Source organism: Paraglaciecola mesophila KMM 241 (genome assembly GCF_000315015.1).
Lineage (GTDB): Bacteria > Pseudomonadota > Gammaproteobacteria > Enterobacterales > Alteromonadaceae > Paraglaciecola > Paraglaciecola mesophila.
On sequence record NZ_BAEP01000005.1, the window covers coordinates 35,906 to 54,969 of the forward strand.

General features: G+C 44.1%; 19 protein-coding genes. 7 read left to right on the forward strand and 12 right to left on the reverse strand.

Features of this window, described 5'->3' with window-relative positions:
- The first annotated feature begins 58 nt into the window (after positions 1 to 58).
- Positions 59 to 1,498 (forward strand): MFS transporter, encoded by a 1,440-nt coding sequence (locus GMES_RS01710; RefSeq protein WP_006990820.1) that lies wholly within the window; start codon positions 59 to 61, stop codon positions 1,496 to 1,498.
- A gap of 159 nt (positions 1,499 to 1,657) precedes the next feature.
- On the opposite strand, the gene GMES_RS01715 is transcribed toward GMES_RS01710, so the two are convergent.
- A complete protein-coding gene (locus GMES_RS01715; protein WP_006990821.1) occupies positions 1,658 to 2,938 on the reverse strand; it encodes a DEAD/DEAH box helicase in 1,281 nt (426 codons plus the stop codon).
- 495 nt (positions 2,939 to 3,433) lie between these two features.
- A complete protein-coding gene (locus GMES_RS01720; protein WP_006990822.1) occupies positions 3,434 to 4,351 on the reverse strand; it encodes a LysR family transcriptional regulator in 918 nt (305 codons plus the stop codon).
- Positions 4,352 to 4,438: 87 nt separating this feature from the next.
- Between GMES_RS01720 and GMES_RS01725 the strand changes: the two genes are divergently transcribed.
- Complete coding sequence (locus GMES_RS01725) at positions 4,439 to 5,245, forward strand: class II aldolase/adducin family protein (RefSeq protein WP_006990823.1); 807 nt, start codon at positions 4,439 to 4,441, stop codon at positions 5,243 to 5,245.
- A 68-nt stretch (positions 5,246 to 5,313) separates the two neighbouring features.
- Here the strand turns inward: GMES_RS01725 and GMES_RS01730 are convergent, their stop codons facing one another.
- The 8 genes from GMES_RS01730 to GMES_RS01765 all read right to left on the reverse strand — a co-directional run bounded on the left by GMES_RS01730 (position 5,314) and on the right by GMES_RS01765 (position 14,683).
- Positions 5,314 to 6,234 carry a M14 family metallopeptidase gene (locus GMES_RS01730; RefSeq protein ID WP_006990824.1) on the reverse strand — a complete coding sequence of 307 codons (921 nt, stop codon included), beginning with the start codon at positions 6,232 to 6,234 and terminating at the stop codon, positions 5,314 to 5,316.
- Positions 6,235 to 6,456: 222 nt separating this feature from the next.
- Positions 6,457 to 6,843, reverse strand: a complete 387-nt coding sequence (locus GMES_RS01735) for a ribbon-helix-helix domain-containing protein (RefSeq protein WP_006990825.1) — start codon at positions 6,841 to 6,843, stop codon at positions 6,457 to 6,459.
- 138 nt (positions 6,844 to 6,981) lie between these two features.
- Positions 6,982 to 7,620: an HD domain-containing protein gene (locus GMES_RS01740; protein WP_006990826.1), complete on the reverse strand. Its 639-nt coding sequence runs from the start codon at positions 7,618 to 7,620 to the stop codon at positions 6,982 to 6,984.
- 173 nt (positions 7,621 to 7,793) lie between these two features.
- Positions 7,794 to 8,129 (reverse strand): excalibur calcium-binding domain-containing protein, encoded by a 336-nt coding sequence (locus tag GMES_RS01745; protein ID WP_006990828.1) that lies wholly within the window; start codon positions 8,127 to 8,129, stop codon positions 7,794 to 7,796.
- Positions 8,130 to 8,278: 149 nt separating this feature from the next.
- Positions 8,279 to 9,070, reverse strand: coding sequence for a substrate-binding periplasmic protein (locus GMES_RS01750; RefSeq protein ID WP_006990829.1), 792 nt, complete (start codon positions 9,068 to 9,070; stop codon positions 8,279 to 8,281).
- Between the two features lie 198 nt (positions 9,071 to 9,268).
- Positions 9,269 to 11,695, reverse strand: coding sequence for a glycoside hydrolase family 31 protein (locus GMES_RS01755; protein ID WP_006990830.1), 2,427 nt, complete (start codon positions 11,693 to 11,695; stop codon positions 9,269 to 9,271).
- A 141-nt stretch (positions 11,696 to 11,836) separates the two neighbouring features.
- Complete coding sequence (locus GMES_RS01760; RefSeq protein WP_006990831.1) at positions 11,837 to 12,703, reverse strand: alpha/beta hydrolase; 867 nt, start codon at positions 12,701 to 12,703, stop codon at positions 11,837 to 11,839.
- A 48-nt stretch (positions 12,704 to 12,751) separates the two neighbouring features.
- Positions 12,752 to 14,683 carry an alpha-amylase family protein gene (locus GMES_RS01765; RefSeq protein ID WP_407636005.1) on the reverse strand — a complete coding sequence of 644 codons (1,932 nt, stop codon included), beginning with the start codon at positions 14,681 to 14,683 and terminating at the stop codon, positions 12,752 to 12,754.
- Positions 14,684 to 14,833: 150 nt separating this feature from the next.
- On the opposite strand from GMES_RS01765, the gene GMES_RS01770 reads away from it, so the two are divergent.
- The 3 genes from GMES_RS01770 (at position 14,834) to GMES_RS01780 (ending at position 16,014) form a co-directional block, all read left to right on the forward strand.
- Positions 14,834 to 15,139 carry a hypothetical protein gene (locus GMES_RS01770; protein ID WP_039986273.1) on the forward strand — a complete coding sequence of 102 codons (306 nt, stop codon included), beginning with the start codon at positions 14,834 to 14,836 and terminating at the stop codon, positions 15,137 to 15,139.
- Between the two features lie 53 nt (positions 15,140 to 15,192).
- Positions 15,193 to 15,429, forward strand: a complete 237-nt coding sequence (locus GMES_RS01775) for a hypothetical protein (RefSeq protein WP_006990834.1) — start codon at positions 15,193 to 15,195, stop codon at positions 15,427 to 15,429.
- 87 nt (positions 15,430 to 15,516) lie between these two features.
- Positions 15,517 to 16,014, forward strand: coding sequence for a GAF domain-containing protein (locus GMES_RS01780; RefSeq protein WP_006990835.1), 498 nt, complete (start codon positions 15,517 to 15,519; stop codon positions 16,012 to 16,014).
- A gap of 103 nt (positions 16,015 to 16,117) precedes the next feature.
- Here GMES_RS01780 and GMES_RS01785 read toward each other — a convergent pair whose 3' ends face one another.
- Entirely contained in the window at positions 16,118 to 17,383 is a 1,266-nt protein-coding gene (locus GMES_RS01785; protein ID WP_006990836.1) for a Y-family DNA polymerase, read from the reverse strand.
- Positions 17,383 to 17,787: a LexA family protein gene (locus tag GMES_RS01790; RefSeq protein ID WP_006990837.1), complete on the reverse strand. Its 405-nt coding sequence runs from the start codon at positions 17,785 to 17,787 to the stop codon at positions 17,383 to 17,385. The genes GMES_RS01785 and GMES_RS01790 overlap by 1 nt, the downstream gene beginning before the upstream one ends.
- 64 nt (positions 17,788 to 17,851) lie before the next feature.
- Between GMES_RS01790 and GMES_RS01795 the strand changes: the two genes are divergently transcribed.
- Both GMES_RS01795 and GMES_RS01800 read left to right on the forward strand, forming a co-directional pair.
- Positions 17,852 to 18,559: an SOS response-associated peptidase family protein gene (locus GMES_RS01795; RefSeq protein WP_039986275.1), complete on the forward strand. Its 708-nt coding sequence runs from the start codon at positions 17,852 to 17,854 to the stop codon at positions 18,557 to 18,559.
- An 84-nt stretch (positions 18,560 to 18,643) separates the two neighbouring features.
- The gene (locus GMES_RS01800; RefSeq protein ID WP_006990839.1) at positions 18,644 to 19,048 is read left to right on the forward strand and encodes a DUF1801 domain-containing protein; all 405 of its coding nucleotides are present in this window, start codon (positions 18,644 to 18,646) and stop codon (positions 19,046 to 19,048) included.
- Positions 19,049 to 19,064: the final 16 nt, after the last annotated feature.

Here is a 19,064-nt window from a genome sequence, read left to right on the forward strand (position 1 = left end):
GTGAAACTCATCACGGCAATGGGTATTATAGTGATTCTTTTCGCTACTATCGGTGTATATGGCTTCTCTATTTCCTTCTTTATCAAAACTGCCCCTAACTACGGTAGCCCTTATCGTGGTCTGTGCGGGCTCCTTTATCGGTCCTTTGGGTATGGCGTCTGTCAATATTGCGATCCCTGATCTTGCCGCTGAGCTTCAAGCCAACGCGAAGATGATCAGTTGGCTGCCCACTATATTTTTGCTTGCGAATGTGGCGTTAATGCTGCCTTTTGGCAAACTTGCGGATAACTATGGGCGCAAGCGCATTTATAGCTATGGTTTGGTGCTTAATGTTATTTCGTCCACCATGTGCGCTTTAGCCTTTAACATTGAATGGCTTTTGTTTTGGCGATTTATGCAAGGCGCGGCTGCGGCGATGATATTTGGAACCGGCGTGGCCATTTTGACCTCGGTGACCCCAGCCGAAAGACGCGGATTCGCATTAGGTATAGCCGCAGCGTGCGTGTACATAGGGTTAACGGTCGCTCCTGCTGTCGGCGGTTGGCTAACAGAATTGTGGGGGTGGCGTTCAGTATTTTTATTTCAAGTCCCTTTAGTCGTCATGCTGTTGGTACTAATAAAAATGCGTATGCACGGAGAATGGAAAAACGAACGCAAAGCTAGATTTGATTGGCGAGGTTCAGGCATTTTCATCATTGCTTCAACTTGCTTGGTATTTGGATTAAGCCGACTACCTTCCGTTATGGGCTTTATATTGCTGGGTATAGCATTAATTTCTATGGTCTGGTTTGTGGTGCATCAGTCAAAACGCGACCAACCACTGATACGGGTACAAATGTTTAAGGAAAGCCGAGTATTCTCTATGTCTTTAGCCACGTCACTATTGATGTATGCCAGCAACTATCCTCTGACCTTCTTGCTTAGCTTATATTTGCAATACGTTAAAGGATTTAGCCCGTCTGAGTCTGGGCAAATTATCTTATTGCAGGCATTGGCGATGGCATTTTTAGCGCCACTGTCGGGTAAACTATCAGATAAGGTTCAGCCCAGATTACTCGCGACCACAGGTTGCGCTATTGTGGCGTGTGGTTTCTTTATTTTGAGTCGAATGAATATTGACACCCAAGCTTGGTATATCGGCAGCTCATTGTTGCTTGTTGGTATTGGTTTTGGTTTGTTCTCTACCCCTAATAACAACGCCATTATGGGCGCAGTACACAGTACCGAGTTGGGCGTGGCGTCGGCATCATTAAATTTAGCCAGAACCATAGGTAATCTTGTGGGCATGAGCATGGTGAATTTATTAGTGCATTATTATATTGGCGATGCGCAAATCGTACCGCAGCAGTACCCTGCTCTATTACAAACGGTACTTGTTGCTTTAAATGTATCGTTCGGGTGTGTAGTTGTCGCTTGCATCATTTCAGGCTTTCGTGGGCGAGAAACAAAACCTGACAGCTCTACAACAATAAACGACAAAGATGAACCGGCCCCCTAGTTGAGCTATGCCAACTCCATTAAATAATTAGCCACTCAGCGAAAATTTAAAGGGTTTGGTATTATGCCAACACAAAAAAAGAGAGTTGACCTACGAGCAACTCTCTTTTTTGACTGTGGCAATCAGCCAAGCCCGCGCTTTGTTCTACATTTATTGCGCTTATTTACTGGTTCGTTTTGCCTTAGGTTTTGCTTTTGGCTTTGTCTTAGTGGCGCTTTTATCCATACGAATGACGGTTTGCGATGCCTTATTAGTGCGGCTATTTTTACTGTGTTTGCGTACCGTTTTAAGCAAAGATTCGCGGCTACTGAATGCAAAGTCAGGGCGTGAAATGCGTTTAATTTTACAATTGATTAAACGCTCGATCCTCTCTACTGTGCGCTCTTCTTCACGACTCACAAATGAAATAGCATTCCCCTGTTGCCCAGCGCGGCCTGTACGACCAATACGGTGCACGTAATCTTCTGGTAAGTAAGGTAAGTTGTAATTCACCACATGATCAAGGCCTTGAATATCTAGGCCGCGGGCCGCCACTTCCGTTGCAATAAGCACCTGTAATTTGGCTGATTTAAAATCTGCGATTGCACGACGACGCGCGCCTTGGCTTTTGTCTGCATGGCATACCGCAGCATCAATTTTACTGGTTTTAAGAGCGGCCATCAGTTTATCGGCTTGCTCTTTAGTACTGGTAAAGACCAATACCTGATACCAATTTTGCTCAGCTAATAACGTTTTGAACAAACGAATTTTGTCTTCTTCAGACACGGGATACATCACATGCTGCACGGTATCCGCAGCACTATTTAGTTGCGTAGCACGAATCTCTTGATGATTTTTGAGCAGCTTATGAGCAAGCTCGTTCACTGTGGGGGAAATGGTTGCTGAAAATAACAGTGTTTGGTGTGCGGAGGTAATTTGCGCAAGCATTTGGCGTACATCGGCAATAAAGCCCATGTCTAACATACGGTCTGCTTCATCAAGGACAACAAATTCCACGTTAGCCAATTCAACGTTTTTCAACGTCATGTGCTCGAGTAATCGCCCAGGAGTAGAAATAACAATGTCTACACCGGCCTTCAATTTACTGGCTTGGCCGCCTAATTTTACGCCGCCATAAAGGGCCGTCACTGAAATGTCAGTGAATTGCGCGTAGTTGGCAATATTGGTTGCTAGCTGTTCGGCAAGCTCTCGGGTTGGCGTTAAAATGAGCGCTCTAGGTGTACCCGGTGCAGTCTCTTTAGGCTTGTTTAACATTTGCTGTAAAATAGGCACAGCAAACGCAGCTGTTTTACCAGTACCTGTTTGTGCGCTGGCTAGCACGTCACGACCACGGCGAGCAACCACAATAGCTTGCTGCTGTATTGGGGTCATTTTTTTATAGCCGCAAGCATCAATGGCTTGTTGCAATACTGGCGCTAAATCTAATGATGAAAAGTTCATGCTAATTTCTCTTTCTGGCAGACAAAAACATAGACGCAACTTGTTTACATGCTATCTGTGTAAATAGTTGCCATGACGTTATTTATCATATCCTAACGTCTGAATGTTGAATTTGCGTGATGGGTTAAAAAACGATGGCGAAATATACAGGAAATTCTGTTTCGATTCACAACTATATCAACCAATACAGCACTTAATGAGCCTAATATGGCAATAACCAAAAATTACGCGTAAAAAATGATGCAAAATAACCTCCTATTGCGAAGAAAATTTAGAACCCATCATCCCCTGAGCCGCGCGTCAGAAAGTAAACATGAAAATAGGCTTTACTGGCACTGGTGAGAAATGGTCATTGTCCTTACTAGCCAAAAACTTAATGGATACATGCACCTCTAACCAAGCGAACTAATTACAAGTATTGAGTTACGCACATCGATTCTTAGTGGAGCGCCCAAGAAGTGTATTGTTGCAAGGCGCTTTCTTCTTCTAGCTCACTCAAGATGACGGGGGAATAACGCGCTTAGCGATAGCGAGTAACTTCTCCCGCATCCAACTATTCAGTGGGTCGTGCACTGCTTGCTTATGCCAGTACATATGTACTGGCAAAATGGGTACCTCGAACGGCAAAGGAACAACCTCAACGGGCATTTGTTGTTTTAGCAATCGCGCATAGGCATTGGGCATGGTGAGCAACATATCACAGCGACTGATAACACTGGTTGCAGCAAAATAATGTTCACATTTTAACGCAAACTTACGCGCAACAGCGTGTTTAGCCAGCGCCATATCCACGGTATTGACCGCAGAGTCTTTTAAGGTCACTAACGCATGCTCGGCGTTGATGTAATTTGCCAAACTCATATTAGATAAAATGGGGTGGCCTTTACGACAAATTAACGAAAAATGCTCGTCACAAATCAATGTGTGCTGGATGTCATTATTGGTAGGCGTAAGCACATCGATTACGATATCAAGGGCTTGACTTTCAAGGGCAGCTTCCATGTCTAGGCGGCTCACCTGGCGGCTGTGCACTGTAATATTTGGCGTATTAGCCATCAGATCCGTGGCCAACTCAGGAAAGAAAATAGACTCGAGGATATCCCTAAACCCGAACTTCATTTCACGCTGATATTGGTGCACATCGAAGTCGCCAATATCGTGTAAAGTGGATTCTAGCTCTGCCACCGAGCTGAGCACCCTTGGCATGATCGTTTGGCACAATTGGGTGGGTATCATTTTGCGACCGTGGCGCACAAAGAGCGGATCCTGATATTTATCTCTGAGCCTAGAAAGCGCATGACTCACTGCGGGTTGACTAAGGTGGAGTTGTTTACCTGCCTCAGTAATTGAGCCTTCTTGGTAAACAGCGACAAGAACAAGAAATAAATTTAAATCAATCTTACTATGCAGCATATTTATACTTTGGAATTAAATTGCATCATTCGTATTTATTCTAATAATTATTAGACTAGTGTCAAATCATTAAACTTGGAGTAGAACGTGAACAATAAAATTCAACAAGATGCGCAACACTTGGCTATTGGCGCAGGTAAATTCAAGATTCCAATGCCCCCCTCGTTTAGCGATAAACATAAACAGCGTCAATATGAAAAACAGCGCCTGGCTGCGGGTTTTAGAGCGTTTGCGCTGCATCATTTTGATGAGGGTTTAGCTGGCCATATCACCCTGCGCGACTGCATTGAGCCTGATACGTTTTGGGTCAACCCTTTAGGTATTCATTTTTCAATGATCAAAGCGTCTGATTTAGTGCGTATTGATCATTCAGGGAATATCATTGATGGTGCACATGCGGTTAATAATGCTGCGTTTGCGATCCACTCCCGGATTCATATGGCGCGGCCTGATGTTAATGCTGTTGCTCACGCGCACACTAAATATGGCAGAGCATTTTCTTCACTAGGCCAACCACTGCTGCCGATTTCTCAAGACGCGTGCATGTTCTTTGAAAACCACGGTATTTTTGCCACGTTTACAGGTGTAGTGGCTGAAAAAGATGAAGGCGATCTGATTGCAGAATCGTTGGGTGAACACACAGCAGTTATTTTACAGAATCATGGTCTGATCACCCTGGGCTCATCGGTTGATGCGGCTGTGGCAAACTTTATTTTGATGGATAGCTGTTGTCAAAGTCAGTTACTGGCACAAGCGGCGGGCCCATTGACTTTGATAAATCCAGATATTGCCCGAAAGACCAAAGCAGCAAACGGCTCTGAGCTCGTGACTTGGGGCAATTTCCAACCTTTATATTCGATGTTGCTAGCACAAGATGCCAGCTTCTTAGAGTAGGCTTTACGCCCGATCCTAGCGTATCGAGATGAACAACGCTTATGCGCGTTGTTCATCTATTTACCTTATCAGCCTTGTTGACGCAAGTAATCTAATGCGCCTATTACAGCAGCAACTTGGGCCAAAATACACTCTTCTGGTGTAGCCGTTTCGCTATCAGGATAAACCTCTGTGGTTGTGGTGTAGCGCGCATTAGAAAACCCAGCACATAAGCCCAAATCTTTCAGCGCATAATTAACGACGCCGTGTTGTGTCATAGGGGAACCGATCAATTTACCTTCGTTATCAGGCAAGGCGATATGCGTGACCTGCTCGACACTTTTCACCACTGCACGTTGAAATGCATCTTGCGGATTTTGGGTATCACCGACGGTGTAAAAGCCATCAGGAATTTGCCAGACCTCTTGCTCTTGGCCGTCTCGTGCCCCTAAGGCCGGGCGGAATTCGCTGTTATCCGTATCAGTGGTTTCATGCAAATCAATATGAGCGTGAATTACTAGGCCCAGATTGCTTACGTAGGCCATGATTTGCGCTGCTTCCGGTGACATGCTTTGGGGCACAAATGAACGGTTCGGATCTATCGCCACTGGGTTCCAACGATTAATGGTTTCGTACCCCCACGGGCTGATACACGGCGCTATAATAAGGTTGAAGTCTGCCAGGTAATCAACTCCATGGCGCATAGCAAAACGTAATGCGCCTTGAACACCACTTGTCTCATAACCGTGCACACCACCGGTGATTAATACAGTCGGCTTATTGAGATCAAATTCTTTGCTGGTAATAGCATAAAGGGCGTAAGGGCCGCTTTTGTAATTTAGTGTACCGTACTGCTCCACATTAAATTGAGCGCGTAGGCTATCAATATGAACAACCACTTCATTTTGATAGCTTCGCTTAATGGTTTGCTGCGCTAACCATTGGGATTTTTCAGGCTGGGTCCAAGGGATACCGGGTGTACCGATAGGATACGTGAGCTCTTGATTCATGAAATACCTTATAGGGTTTAGCTAAACGCCGATCGTGTCAATGCGCAGTATCATAAAGTATTTACTGAGTAGTGTCAGAGCGAGACCGAATTCTTCAAATTTAAATAGACAAACCGCTGTCAGCTTATCTTGACTGGGAGGATTGGGGGCTTGATGAACTAAAACACCGGCGATGCTACTCAATTGAGTAACATCGCACACAATAAAATATAGTGATGAAAGCTATACGGAAGGCTCTCGGGTAAAGCATCGACGCCTAGCCAATGTACGTTGATTTTCTTGGCTTAGTAGAATGTCTATGTTGTCTTTCTTCATCGGGGTTTTTTCACAACGAGTTAGTTCACCATCCGCCACCAGCGACAAATATCGACTGCAGCACACCCGTAAAAATGAGGTGAAGTTGCTCAAGTCTAACTCTGCTTCTCGTGATTCAAAGTAAAGTTTGGTGATGAGCTGATTAACTGACATATCATCGCGAAAGGCAATTTCGGCTAACACATCCCAAAAGAAATTTTCTAATCGAATTGAGGTAACAACACCTTCGATACGCAATGACTTTGTTCTACTTAACCATTGCTCTGATTCCGCCTCAACGAACAACTGACACATACTAAAGCTCCTTTTAGGATGTACTGACATATTTTAATGATAAATTAGGTGTTCCAAGATGGAACCACAACCAAAGTTAACCATGAAGCACACTCGACATGGTAACAAAACTATACTACACAATCTGAGTTCCTGCCTTTAAGACCTGCGTAAACCAATTTCGTGACGCAATTGACGTAAATAATGATGCATGAAATCAGTTCTGATCCGCCCTTCTCTCTTCGCTTCATCGGTGTGAAGCATTTCCTCTATCCTGAGTAATTTTTGAAAAAAGTGATCAATAGTAAATTGGCTATCATCGACATCTCGATACAGCGCAAAAGGATCATCAGGTTCGTATAAATCGCGCTGTATCGAAGTGCCTACTTGCAGACATCTTGCAACACCTATTGCACCAATGGCGTCTAGTCTGTCAGCGTCTTGCACTACGCAAGCTTCTAAACTTTTCGGCGCTACATTAGCACTGTAGCTATGGGCAACGATAGCATGATGGATATGGTCAAAATGCGTTTGGGGATAGCCGATTTCGGATAAGAAAGTAACAGCTTTATCCGCTGCCATCCCAGAACTTAACGCCCTTTCAGGATGGTCTTTTGGTAGAGTCATACAATCATGTAACCACACCGCGGGCATTACAACCCACTCGTTAGCCTTTTCTGCTTCACATAATTGCTTCGCATTCAGAACAACGCGTTTTACGTGTTGAAAATCGTGTGCCGCATCGGTGTCCATTTCTGCTTGAATGAACTCGGCCATTTTGACCACGAATAGGTCCATTTTGATCACCTAATATCTCGTGCGTTACATCATCAAAGATTGTATATTTTTAAATCACCTATTTTTAGCAAGGTTATCGAATTACTTGAAGAATTAAGCACTGAAATTTGTATGAAAACGAGTAATTCGAATTACAAACAGTACATTATTCGGAATATTTGCTAAACGCTAGCCTAAAAGCGGGTGTCATTTTCACACGGTATTCCATCATCATCGCCATCCATTCTTGTATCCGGACAATGCTGTAAAAAATATTCGGCTTCAGCACGAGATGTCATTTGTCCACAATATTGGCGGCCATCACAACGAAAGTTCATTATCATAGGTGCCGGTTTTCTCGCTGGGGATACTGCTAATTTAGGAGATTGATTAACCCGCATTTCAACGGGGGATTGTCGCGTTGGTTTGGGCGCTTGTTCCGGTTGCTGTGTATTTAATTGTGCTTCGGGCTCCCCAATATATTGAAGAGCGGCAAACAGCACAGCCGCTAAGATGATTAATTTTCCCATTTTCGAATTCTTTATCTATGCCCTAGTTTAGGACCACAATATAACAACATTTTGCATTCAAACCAGCGCGATAGGTATTTAAAAAAGTACATAGCTATTTTCCCAATGACCTATTCAGCGCAATTCTATCTCGCATTGTCTCTAGCGGGTTAATCTGTTACACCTTGATTTTGTTTATATTCTTTATGCATTTGGGAATACTGTACCAATAGGCTGGCTAACCATGCTCTATACTCATCAGACTTCAATGTTTCGTTCACATCGATTAGTAAGCCGGTATGAGGTGATTTCTTTGAAATGGAAAAGTACAGATCGCCCTTCACTAATGCATTAGGTGAGTCGACAATTTTATTATTGAGACCATATAGGTTGAGCAAATGTCGTCCGGATTGACGCCCAAGTATAACTGCGTCTATTCTGTTGAGTTTCAACATCGATAACAATGCTTGATAATCTTTGACACGAATAACATGGCTGTTGCTAGCTAAGTAATCATCCAGCTTATTTCCTAAACTTACACCACGGACTAAACCTACTAATTTACCTTTGAGAGTATCCAGGCCCTCAAAATCAAAGAAATTGTCTTTATTGACAAACATAGCATTCTCATTCGAAGCCATTGGATCAGAGGAAAATACAGAATAACCTTCACGATTTGAGTTTTTGAAGGAACATATATTAAGGTCAACCTCTCCTTTCTCTATCATTTGTTGGCATCGCTTCCATGGCCCTACATAAGTGAGGTCTAGATCGTACCCAAGTGAACCGAAAAGTTCAGTTGCGACTCGGGCACATACACCGACAATCTTATCGTCCTGAAGCCAATTCCATGGTGCATAGTCGTGATGTCCACATGCTTTCAAGATAGACTTGTGCTCAGCGCTCGAAACCTGAGAACTTATTAAGCCCGTCATTAACCAAACTACTAATCTATATTTCAAAAATCAACCTAGATAAAATTAATCACTGCAAAAGTTCATTGTTGACCTGAGTGTGATTAAAAATAACGCAGTATGATGTAAAGCACCAATTTAAATTAAATGGATATTAATGCAAGCAGCTGATTTGAATAATAAAAGGTGAAATTATCACTATGGGTATAGCCACCATGAGATGGCTACCAGCGTATTATCTGAAGATTAAAACACCTGAATTGAGGTATCTCCGCTCCATCCAAATTTCACCTCAAGCGTGTTGGTTTCACTGTCCCAACGGGTGCCTCGGTTTGCGTTTAGAAACGCCGTTTTGTCTTTAATCTGAGGTAATTGTTTATCACCCACCAGCACTTGATTAATATCTTGCGGCCAATTATGGATCCAAAGTGACACCATTCTGCTTCCTGGCATGCCTTTGAATTCCCCTGTTCGCGTCAATTTAAAGACCAACGAATCAGGCTTGCTTTCGTCTTCTTGGCGCGCCGCGTTAAACGTCAGCGTTTCAAACGCTTGATCGCGAATAGAATGAGGGTTTTTACCGTCATCGTTGTACATTACTGAAGTAGAGTGCAAAGCGCTCTTGTCAGCGTAGTAGTGTAAATCGAGTGACTTCGTGGAGTAGTCATCTGTACTTAATACCGGCAGCGTCATGGGGATAATAGCGCCTCCTCTAGCTAGAACAGGTAATAACTTGATGTCGGTGGGCAAGGTAATATTTTTACCTCCTTCATAGCGCTCATCACTCCAAAAATTAAACCATGCTCCTTTTGGTAAGGTGATGCTGACCTCTTTCTGATTTGCTTGAGTGATAGGTTTAACCAATAACGCATCGCCCCAAAAATATTGATCTTTTACATCGATTAGCGATACATCATCTTCATTCTCAAAAAACATCGGACGCATCAAGGGCATACCGGTCAAACTGTTCTCAAACGCCAAAGAGTAATTGTACGGCATCATGGCGTAACGCAACTCAACATAAGTACGTAAAATATCCTTCGTTTTACCCTGATGAAACACAGGTTCAGGGGCAATATTATCTTGTGCATGAGGCCTGAAAACCGGTTGAAAAATACCGTATTGTAACCAGCGAATGTACATTTGCGGGTCAAACACTTCGCCCCCTGCAAATCCGCCTAAATCAGAGTGAGTGTACCCTAAGCCAAGCAGGCCCATTTGCAGCGATAATTCAACTTGTGGTTTTAACCCATCCCAAGAGCGGCTAACATCACCAGTCCATGGGATCATCCCATAACGCTGTGAGCCAACAAATCCAGAGCGCATCATGATGAACGGTCTGGCGTTAGGCGCTAATGATACTTGATGTTGGTATACTTGTTCTGCCCACTTATGGCCGTATGCATTATGCACCTCGTCACCGGTTGCAGACATTCCGTTAAGGTTATGCAGCGCATCTGCTGGGTGAACTTCCGGCTCACCTAAGTCTCCCCACCAACCAGCCACGCCTTGTTTATACAACGTTGTGTAGGTTTGATTAAACCAATCACGGGCATCGTTATCAAACACATCCACTAACCCGGTGTTACCGAAGTAAAAGTCAAATTGATACGGATTACCTTCAGGATTTTTGACCAGCGCATTGTGAGTGACAGCGTCTTGCCAGTTTTTAGAAGAAGACAGAATAAACGGCTCAGTTATCACTACCGTTTTGACACCTTCTTTGCGCAAATCACTGATCATCTTAACTGGGGTAGGAAAGGTCTTTTCGTCCCAACTCAAATTGCCCATGTGACCTTTAATATCTGCTCCGAACCAATACAGGTCGAGCACGAGTGCGTCTAACGGAAATCCAGATTCTTGATATTTTTTTACCGTATCTCGTACTTCTTGTTCGCTACGATAACCAAAGCGCGAGGCGAAACTGCCTAATGCCCAACGTGGCGGTAAAGGCTGCTTACCCGTAACAGTGACAAAATTTTCTATTAACTCTGGGTATGTTTTTCCTGCAACAACAATATAACTTGTACGCCCGCCTATAGCTTCAAAGCGCATTTCATCGCTATTGCTAGCACCTAAATCCATTTCCCCGCGGGCGGAGTTGTCGAATATCAACACGTATTTGTTACTCGACATAACAGCGGATAAACCGAAATACATCTGGTTTGATTCAGTGGTGTAGCCATAATGAGCTTTGTTATAAAGGGGGAAGCGTTGTCCGCGACGATCCATCCCCAGGATCCGCTCACCTCCACCGAGTAGCTTTTCGTTTTCTTGCAAATCGAAACTAAAACCCCGCTTGTTAGCATCAAAGTAGAAACCCTGATGCTCAGCTAACAGCAGTTTATCACCACGAAAATAGCGGATCCGCAGAGGGGATTTATCTATTTGTGCACGAATACCGGGGGCGCTCAGAGTAAGGCGCGATGCCTCATCTGATATCGTCAATTCTGTTTGCTTTGCGACACCGTCAATTGCAAATGATGGCAGTTGTTTTATATCCTTCGGCTGATAAAACACTTCAAATGAGTCATCGGCCAGTGCGGTAATGCTAAGTTGCCCATCATCAGTTTGAATATGCAGTACTTGGCCATTCAATTCGTGTGATTGATACTCACTACTCGTCGCCGTAAATACCAGTAAAATAAAGCTAAGACCGAATAACCGCATCATCATTTTTCGTCCAGTTGAAATGTGTATTTTTATCATAAGTCGGTGTGAATTCTTTTTAATGTGATAATTGCAATGCCTTGTAGCAATAGCATTTTCCTTCACTACAGGAGTCTATAAAGTGACTCCCAACTGATTACAAGCCTAATGTATCTCAAACAGCCATTCAATCGCATCGGTAAATGAACCTCCCCAAAGTTGCTCATTATGTTGCCCACCTGGGACGGTCACAAATTGCATGTTTTCACGGGGGTGACCTTGCCCCTTTATCAACCGCTGCATTTTATCGGCGTCAGCAATCATCCCGTCCCCCTCATCACTGCCGTATAACACGTATAAACGCAGGGAATCCTTGCTACGGTGTAATTTAGTATCACTGAATACATCTTGCGAATACCAATAAGATGGGGAAAATATGCCTGCTTTGCCGAAGACTTCAGGATAATTATGAACAGCATAATGCGTTATTAACCCGCCCATTGAACTGCCCATAATCGCGGTGTTCTTTACATCAGCTTTGGTGCGATAGTTATTGTCAATATAAGGTTTCACTACATCAACAATCAGCTGCATATATGCTTTTCCTTGTGCTTCACCAAAGCGTTTATTGGTCCACGGGCTAAGCTCGTTCATTCGAAAATCACCACCGTTATCGATAGCCACAACGATAAACTTTCGTCCCGACGTTTTAGCCAGCGTATTTAGGCTTTCATCGACTCCCCATTCATCAGCATAAGCCGTGGCATTATCAAACACGTTTTGGCCGTCATGCATGTAAATCACGGGGTAAGACTGAGTCTCATGTTCATAATTCGGTGGGAGGTACAGCCGAACAGTTCTTTGGCGATCTAGTCCAGGTATTAAAAATGGAAAAGGTAATTCAGATACATTCGGTGCAGCCGACGTTGGGCGCTGGGCAACTTCACCGCAACCCCAAAGCACGAATAACGTGAACACCATACCCATCACTGCCAACAACAGTCGACTCAAACTCGCTACCCAATTCCGCATTTATCCTGCCTTTACAATGTCGTTATCAAAAAATTCTACCTGCGCGTTTTACTTCACGAGGTTCAGTACCACAGATTGTAACGATCCTAGCGTCATTGATATACGAGCTTTTTGATTTTCCACTCTAATATTCATTTTTTGATCACTGAGTAAATCGAACATTGTGTATCCCCCATCGGGTAGGTCCCACTTGGAAACTAGCCTTTCGGGGATCACTAACTCGAACTGTTTACCCGCTTGGCTAAAGTTACTGACTACCACTATTTTTTGCTCGTCATTGAAGCGGCTAAATGAGTAAAGATCCTCGTTGTACGTTGCTACATCATTATTGTTATTCTGATTGAGATTGACTGAATGCAAGTCCACGTAGTGTCCTTCCATCGCGCTTTGGCTTGCAGAGATACGCAAAACCCGGCGATAGTAATCCCGAAGTGCTCTTTCGCTTGGCGCTAACAACCCACCGTCGAATTTTCCTTGGTTCATCCAGCGTTGATGCGCTGGAACGCCAGCATAATCAAAAATAGTGGTGCGAGAGGCAGAGCCAAAGCCCATGTTTTCACTGCCATCTTCCCCCACTTCTTGGCCAAAATAAATGAGTGTGGGTGCGCGGCTAATTAAAGCTGATACCACTAATGCCGGTTTGCCTAATTCACTGCTGCCAACAAACTGTGGGCTTGCGATACGCTGCTCATCATGATTTTCCAAAAAGTGCAGCATATGCTGCTCTATATCCGCTACTTCTGAATGTGCTTTTGTAATGACAGAAGCGGGTAAGTGACCTTGCATAACCCCTTTTAAACTGTCGTAAAAGCCGACTTTATCGTACAAGAAATCCATTTTCCCGAGAGTTATATACTCTCGATACTTACTCGGATCGTACACTTCAGCCAGTAAAAATGCGTCCGGATTAATGTGTTTAATGTGCGAATTTAGGTAACTCCAAAACGCCACTGGTACCATTTCAGCCATATCGTATCGAAACCCATCTACACCTTTTGCCAACCAGTACTGGGTAATATCGCGAAATTTAATCCATGAATCTGGCACGCTCTTATCTGCCCAAAACACCACATGTTCATCAGCGGTTTTGTTAGCATATTGCGCTGGTAGCATAGCGAAATCGTATGTTCCATCAGGCTTAACGCCGTAATTAACTTTCACTGTTTCATACCAATCATTGGCATCAGGTTGGGCTTTGCGTGAACCATTGCCCGTCCACTTTGCGGGTGATTCTTTGAACTCCCCGTCTGCTAAAAGGTGAGTTTCCCCGCCTAAAGGTTGATAACCTTGAGGGGCTTTTGGCACCATAAAGTCTTGCCCAACGACATAATAAAAATTGTTATCCCGCGCATATTCAAGACTTACATCATCCTTTTCACCGAAATCATTCGCTCCGTCCGGTTTTGCCAGCGATTGATAATTTCGCGCCACATGGTTAGGCACAATATCAATAATGACTTTCATACCGTTTTTATGAGTGCGCTCTATCAGCGCCTCAAATTCTGCCAGCCGATTTGCTGGGTCATCCGCCAAATCCGGATTGACCGTGTAATAATCCTTCACAGCATATGGCGACCCCGCTCTGCCTTTAACCACATCGGGATCGTCATTTGAAATACCGTACGCGCTGTAATCGGTGATTACATCGTGATGGGGTACGCCGGTATACCAAATATGGCTGACGCCGAGTTCCTTAATGCCTTGCAGGGCTTCATCGGTAAAATCACTGAATTTCCCAACGCCGTTTTCTTCAATTGTGCCCCACGACTTATTAGTGGTATTGGTATTACCAAATAAGCGAGTAAACACCTGGTACACCACCGGCTTCACGTGCTCATCCGTTATGCTCGACACTGCGACGTCCCCCTTATCTTGAACGTTTTCATCTCGCTTACCCGGCTCGTGCGAACAGGCAAATAAACTACTGGTAAAAATCACAAGGGGCACACTCCACTTGCGAGCAAAAGGATATGAGAGCATATATGACAACGGTAAACGCATGGGGATAGTATCCAATACAGGTGAATTAACAAATTAGTCACAAATGATACTCGCCATCCGTTATCGCGCATAGCGTCCTACATACGTATTCATCACGGATAAGATATTCAAACTTATTCAGGTATCTGCGTGAGGCTTCATCATAAGAAAAAACCGCATGTACCCGAACCCGCTGTGCGCCTTACTCAAACAGGACAAAAATATGGAACATATCGCACGAAAAAATTACTGTTGATCTTAGCAATGTGTTTTAGCCTCCCCAGCCAAGCGAACTTGCTTACCCTCGATATTAATTCGCCTGAATTAAACATTAGCGATGCACTGGCGGTCACCGTATCAGCCACAAACGTTGATCAGTTCAGTACTCTGGGTTTTGAAATCGAATACGACCGAGTCTCTTTTCTCTCACGCCTAATTCGGTTGGCCGTGAATTAGCAAATGCTGGAGCATTTATTTTTGAGGTAAGCGAACAATCATATGGTGTTGCAATGTCTCTCATCGTCTTTTTGGATTTTACGCAACCAAACTTTAGTGTACTAACGTTTACCTTAACCACTATCGCCTCTCACTCAAATGACTTTACCTTAGCCGATATCCAATCCTTTACAGCTATTGATAGTGCGGTTCTACACGCGTTTGCGCAAGTGAACTTGGTACGTACGTCGGGTACAGGAACAACAGCAATTCCTTTACTATTTTATATCTTAAATAGTGCAATATGTTAATATCGCCCGCGTTTTTAAAGCCCCCTATTTTTCACAACCTGACTACGAAATCGATATTGAAATCCCGTCACGTTAACTGAGTATCACATGCCCGATTACCCGCGGTTACCACATGAGTTAGAACGCTTACGTGCGTTAAAAAATATGAATATCATCGACACAGAACAAGACAAGTTACTTGATGCGATTACCCTTGAGGCAAGAAATCATTTTAATAGCAAATCTTGCCTTATCAGTTTAATTACCGAAGACCGTCAGTGGTTCAAATCAAAACAAGGGTTGGACGTGTCAGAAACACCACGTAAAATATCATTTTGCACGTATGCCATTGCTGAAGAAGAATATTTAATCATTCCAGATTCCCTCGCTGATGAGCGTTTTAAAAATAACCCTTTGGTAACAGGCGCCCCCTTTATTCGTGCTTACGCTGGAAGTATTTTACATACAGGTGAAGGTTACGAAGTGGGTACATTTTGTCTATTGTTTGATAAACCTCGTACATTCAGTGATGAAGATATCAGCGATTTACAACGCTTCGGCGCAGCGGCAGAAAAAGTACTAATTGAAGGCTATAGCATTCGATAACGCCCATTAAGCATGAGCTCTGACTACCTATTTCATATAGCTAAAGATTAACTGTTTAGTACTGCAGGTAATCTTTGCTATTGGTTTGTTACGCCTATAAAAACTAACACTTAATTTTCGGGATATCTGGCCACTGAGTCGTGTATTGAGGTGATAAAAATGCCCGTTTCATGGAGAAGCGTTGCTCGAATCCTTTGGCCGCCATTTGCACTGTCGAGCGTCCATACCGGGAGTTAATATTGTCCATGCATGCCATCAACCTTGGGTTGTCATTTGAAGCGTTGAATAAATCATACTGAAATAAACCTTGCTCATGTAAGTCCATCAGCCCAACGCCACACTTATAGTAATACACCCCCGGTTGAAAAAGCTGAGACATCGCACTGTCAATCACATTCAGAATATTACGTGTGTCATTTGTAGGCACAGTGAAGCGATGAAAGAAAGAGCGCCGCACATACCCGCCATTATCATGGGGCGAATTGGTGGCAAAAAGCGTCATACTGCCGGTCACACATTTTTGTTTGCGCAGTTTTACACTCACGGTCTCAGCATGACCAGCAAGGGCTGCTCGCAACTCATCGTAGTCAGTCACCCGGTTACCAAAACTGCGCGTACTGTATATCTCTTTCTTGGCCACTCTTACGGTTTCCCAGCAGTGACGAACCTCGCCATTTAGCTCCCGTACGGTATTTTCTACAATAATCGAAAATGCCTTCCTGATTTGCGAGGGGTCACGGTTTGCAAGCTCCCAAGCTGTGTGAATTCCCAGCGCATTCAACTTAGCGCCTAACCGCATACCAATACCCCACACGTCAGTCACGGCCAGTTGCTTCAGTACATGCTTGCGCGTATTTTCATTGTCCAGCACCGCCACGCCGGTAAAACCACTCACATTTTTAGACGCGTGATTGGCCACTTTAGCCAATGTGGGCGTCGGCCCTATACCAACACAGATAGGCAACCTGACTTCCCGCCACACGGTTTTTCGAATAGTGCTCGCAAGGTTATCCCAACCTTCTTGGGGCGCTGTGGCTTCTTTACCATAATTTAAAAAGCATTCATCGATAGAGTACACATTTATGTCAGGGGCAAAGCGCGCGCATGTATCCATCATGCGCTGACTCAGGTCTGCATAAAGCTCGTAATTACTTGAGCGAATAACAACTCCTGCTGCTTCTAGCTCCTTTTTGACCTGAAAATAAGGTACGAACTTCTTGCCGACCCCCATTCGCTTAGCAATGCCGCACGCAGCGCAAATGCAGCCATCGTTGTTGGTCAACACCACCACTGGTTTATTACGAATACTGGGATCAAACACTTTTTCGCAACTCGCGTACATGCTGTTGGCATCACACAGAGCGAACATTAAATTGCCTTTTTAAAAGGTCGATGCAAGCGGATAGAGCGTGTCACCACACCCTCTATTTGGAAATCATCGCCTTCTCGTAAAAAATACGGGGGAAATCGCTTACTGGACGACAGTAAACAACGCTGTTTTTTATCAATTTTTTTGCACACAAATACACCATTGAGATTCGCGACCACCACATCTTGGTCTTTAATATCTTGGGCACGGTCAACAATCAGTAAGTCCCCGGAAAAAATACCATCTCCCTTCATCGATTCCCCCTGCGCGATACCGATATAAGTCGCAGATGGATGGTCAATCAAGAGTTGGTCTAAATCTAGGCTTAACTGGGTGTATTCTGTTGCAGGAGATTCGAACCCAACGATACCGGCAGAGGCTTTAATAGGAATAAATTTCAACATATACTGTTATTATATACAGCATACTGTGAATTCAAATAACTTTAGCTAATTTTTACGGTGCAACATGTGTGGAAGACTTAATGTGATAGACGATGAGTTCGTTCAAGGCTTATGTGTCACCCTCGGTATCGATTTAACCATGACGCCGCTCGTGCCCAATCGATTTATTCGCGCTGCAAGCGACGTGCAAATCATCCGCGAGGTCGATGGTCAGCGAGTGCTTCAAAAGGCAAGGTGGTGGTTGTTACTTGAACCGAGTGACACTGGATTTAAACCCTCCCAATATACCAGTTTCAATACTCGCTGCGATAAGCTGAATGTGCCACATTCTGCTGGCTACTCCCCGTTTAGAACGGCCCGTTGTATCATTGTCGCCAAAGGGTTTGGTGAAACTGAATTTGAATCGCAAGGGAATAAAAAAGTACCTAAGCACTACCACGACATTATCGCAGACAAAGGCGCAATTACATTTGGTGGCTTATATAAAGAATATATTGCTAAACAAAGCGCTGAGGTCAACCTTGGTTGTTCAATTATCACCCTGCCCCCACACCCTAAACTGGCACATTTTCATAGCAAATCAAGCCCCATGATGCTGCCGCAGGACGACACCTTAGACGCTTGGTTAGACCCAGATTATCAACAAGTAGACTCTTTCAACCACTTGATGCACCCTAGAATAAGGCAAGACTTGATTGCCACTGAGATAAATAAACCGAACTTGCACCAACCTATTGGGGCGCCTAGCGTGATCCCGCGTGACATAATGTAAAATGCATCACGTGTCATCTGGCGTTCAAGGTTCTCGGTACTTGGCTGTATCACCCAGCGTCATAGATTGGAGAAACCCTACATTGTGACCATCATCATTCCTGATAAATACCCTGAAATCGCACGAGCGCAGTTCAACGCTATTCGAAATGAAATATGGCATATTGCGACCGCGCATGAGTTAGGTAAAGTGGAAGAGTCACTGAAATGGGGCGAGCCGAGTTTTTCAGTACAAGGCGGCAGCCCTATCCGAATCGACTGGAAAGACAAAACACCAGAGATCTTCAACGTTTATTTTCACTGCCAAACTCGCCTAATCGACACATTCAAAGAGGTGTACCCAAACAGTTTTACTTATCAGGGCAATCGCGCACTTAGTATTCCTTTAACCAAAAGCATCTATGACACCCCGTTAAATCAGTGCTTGTTAATTGCGATGACCTACCACAAGGTAAAACACTTACCGCTGCTGGGAGCTCAACCTGCATAAGAACATGCAATTTACA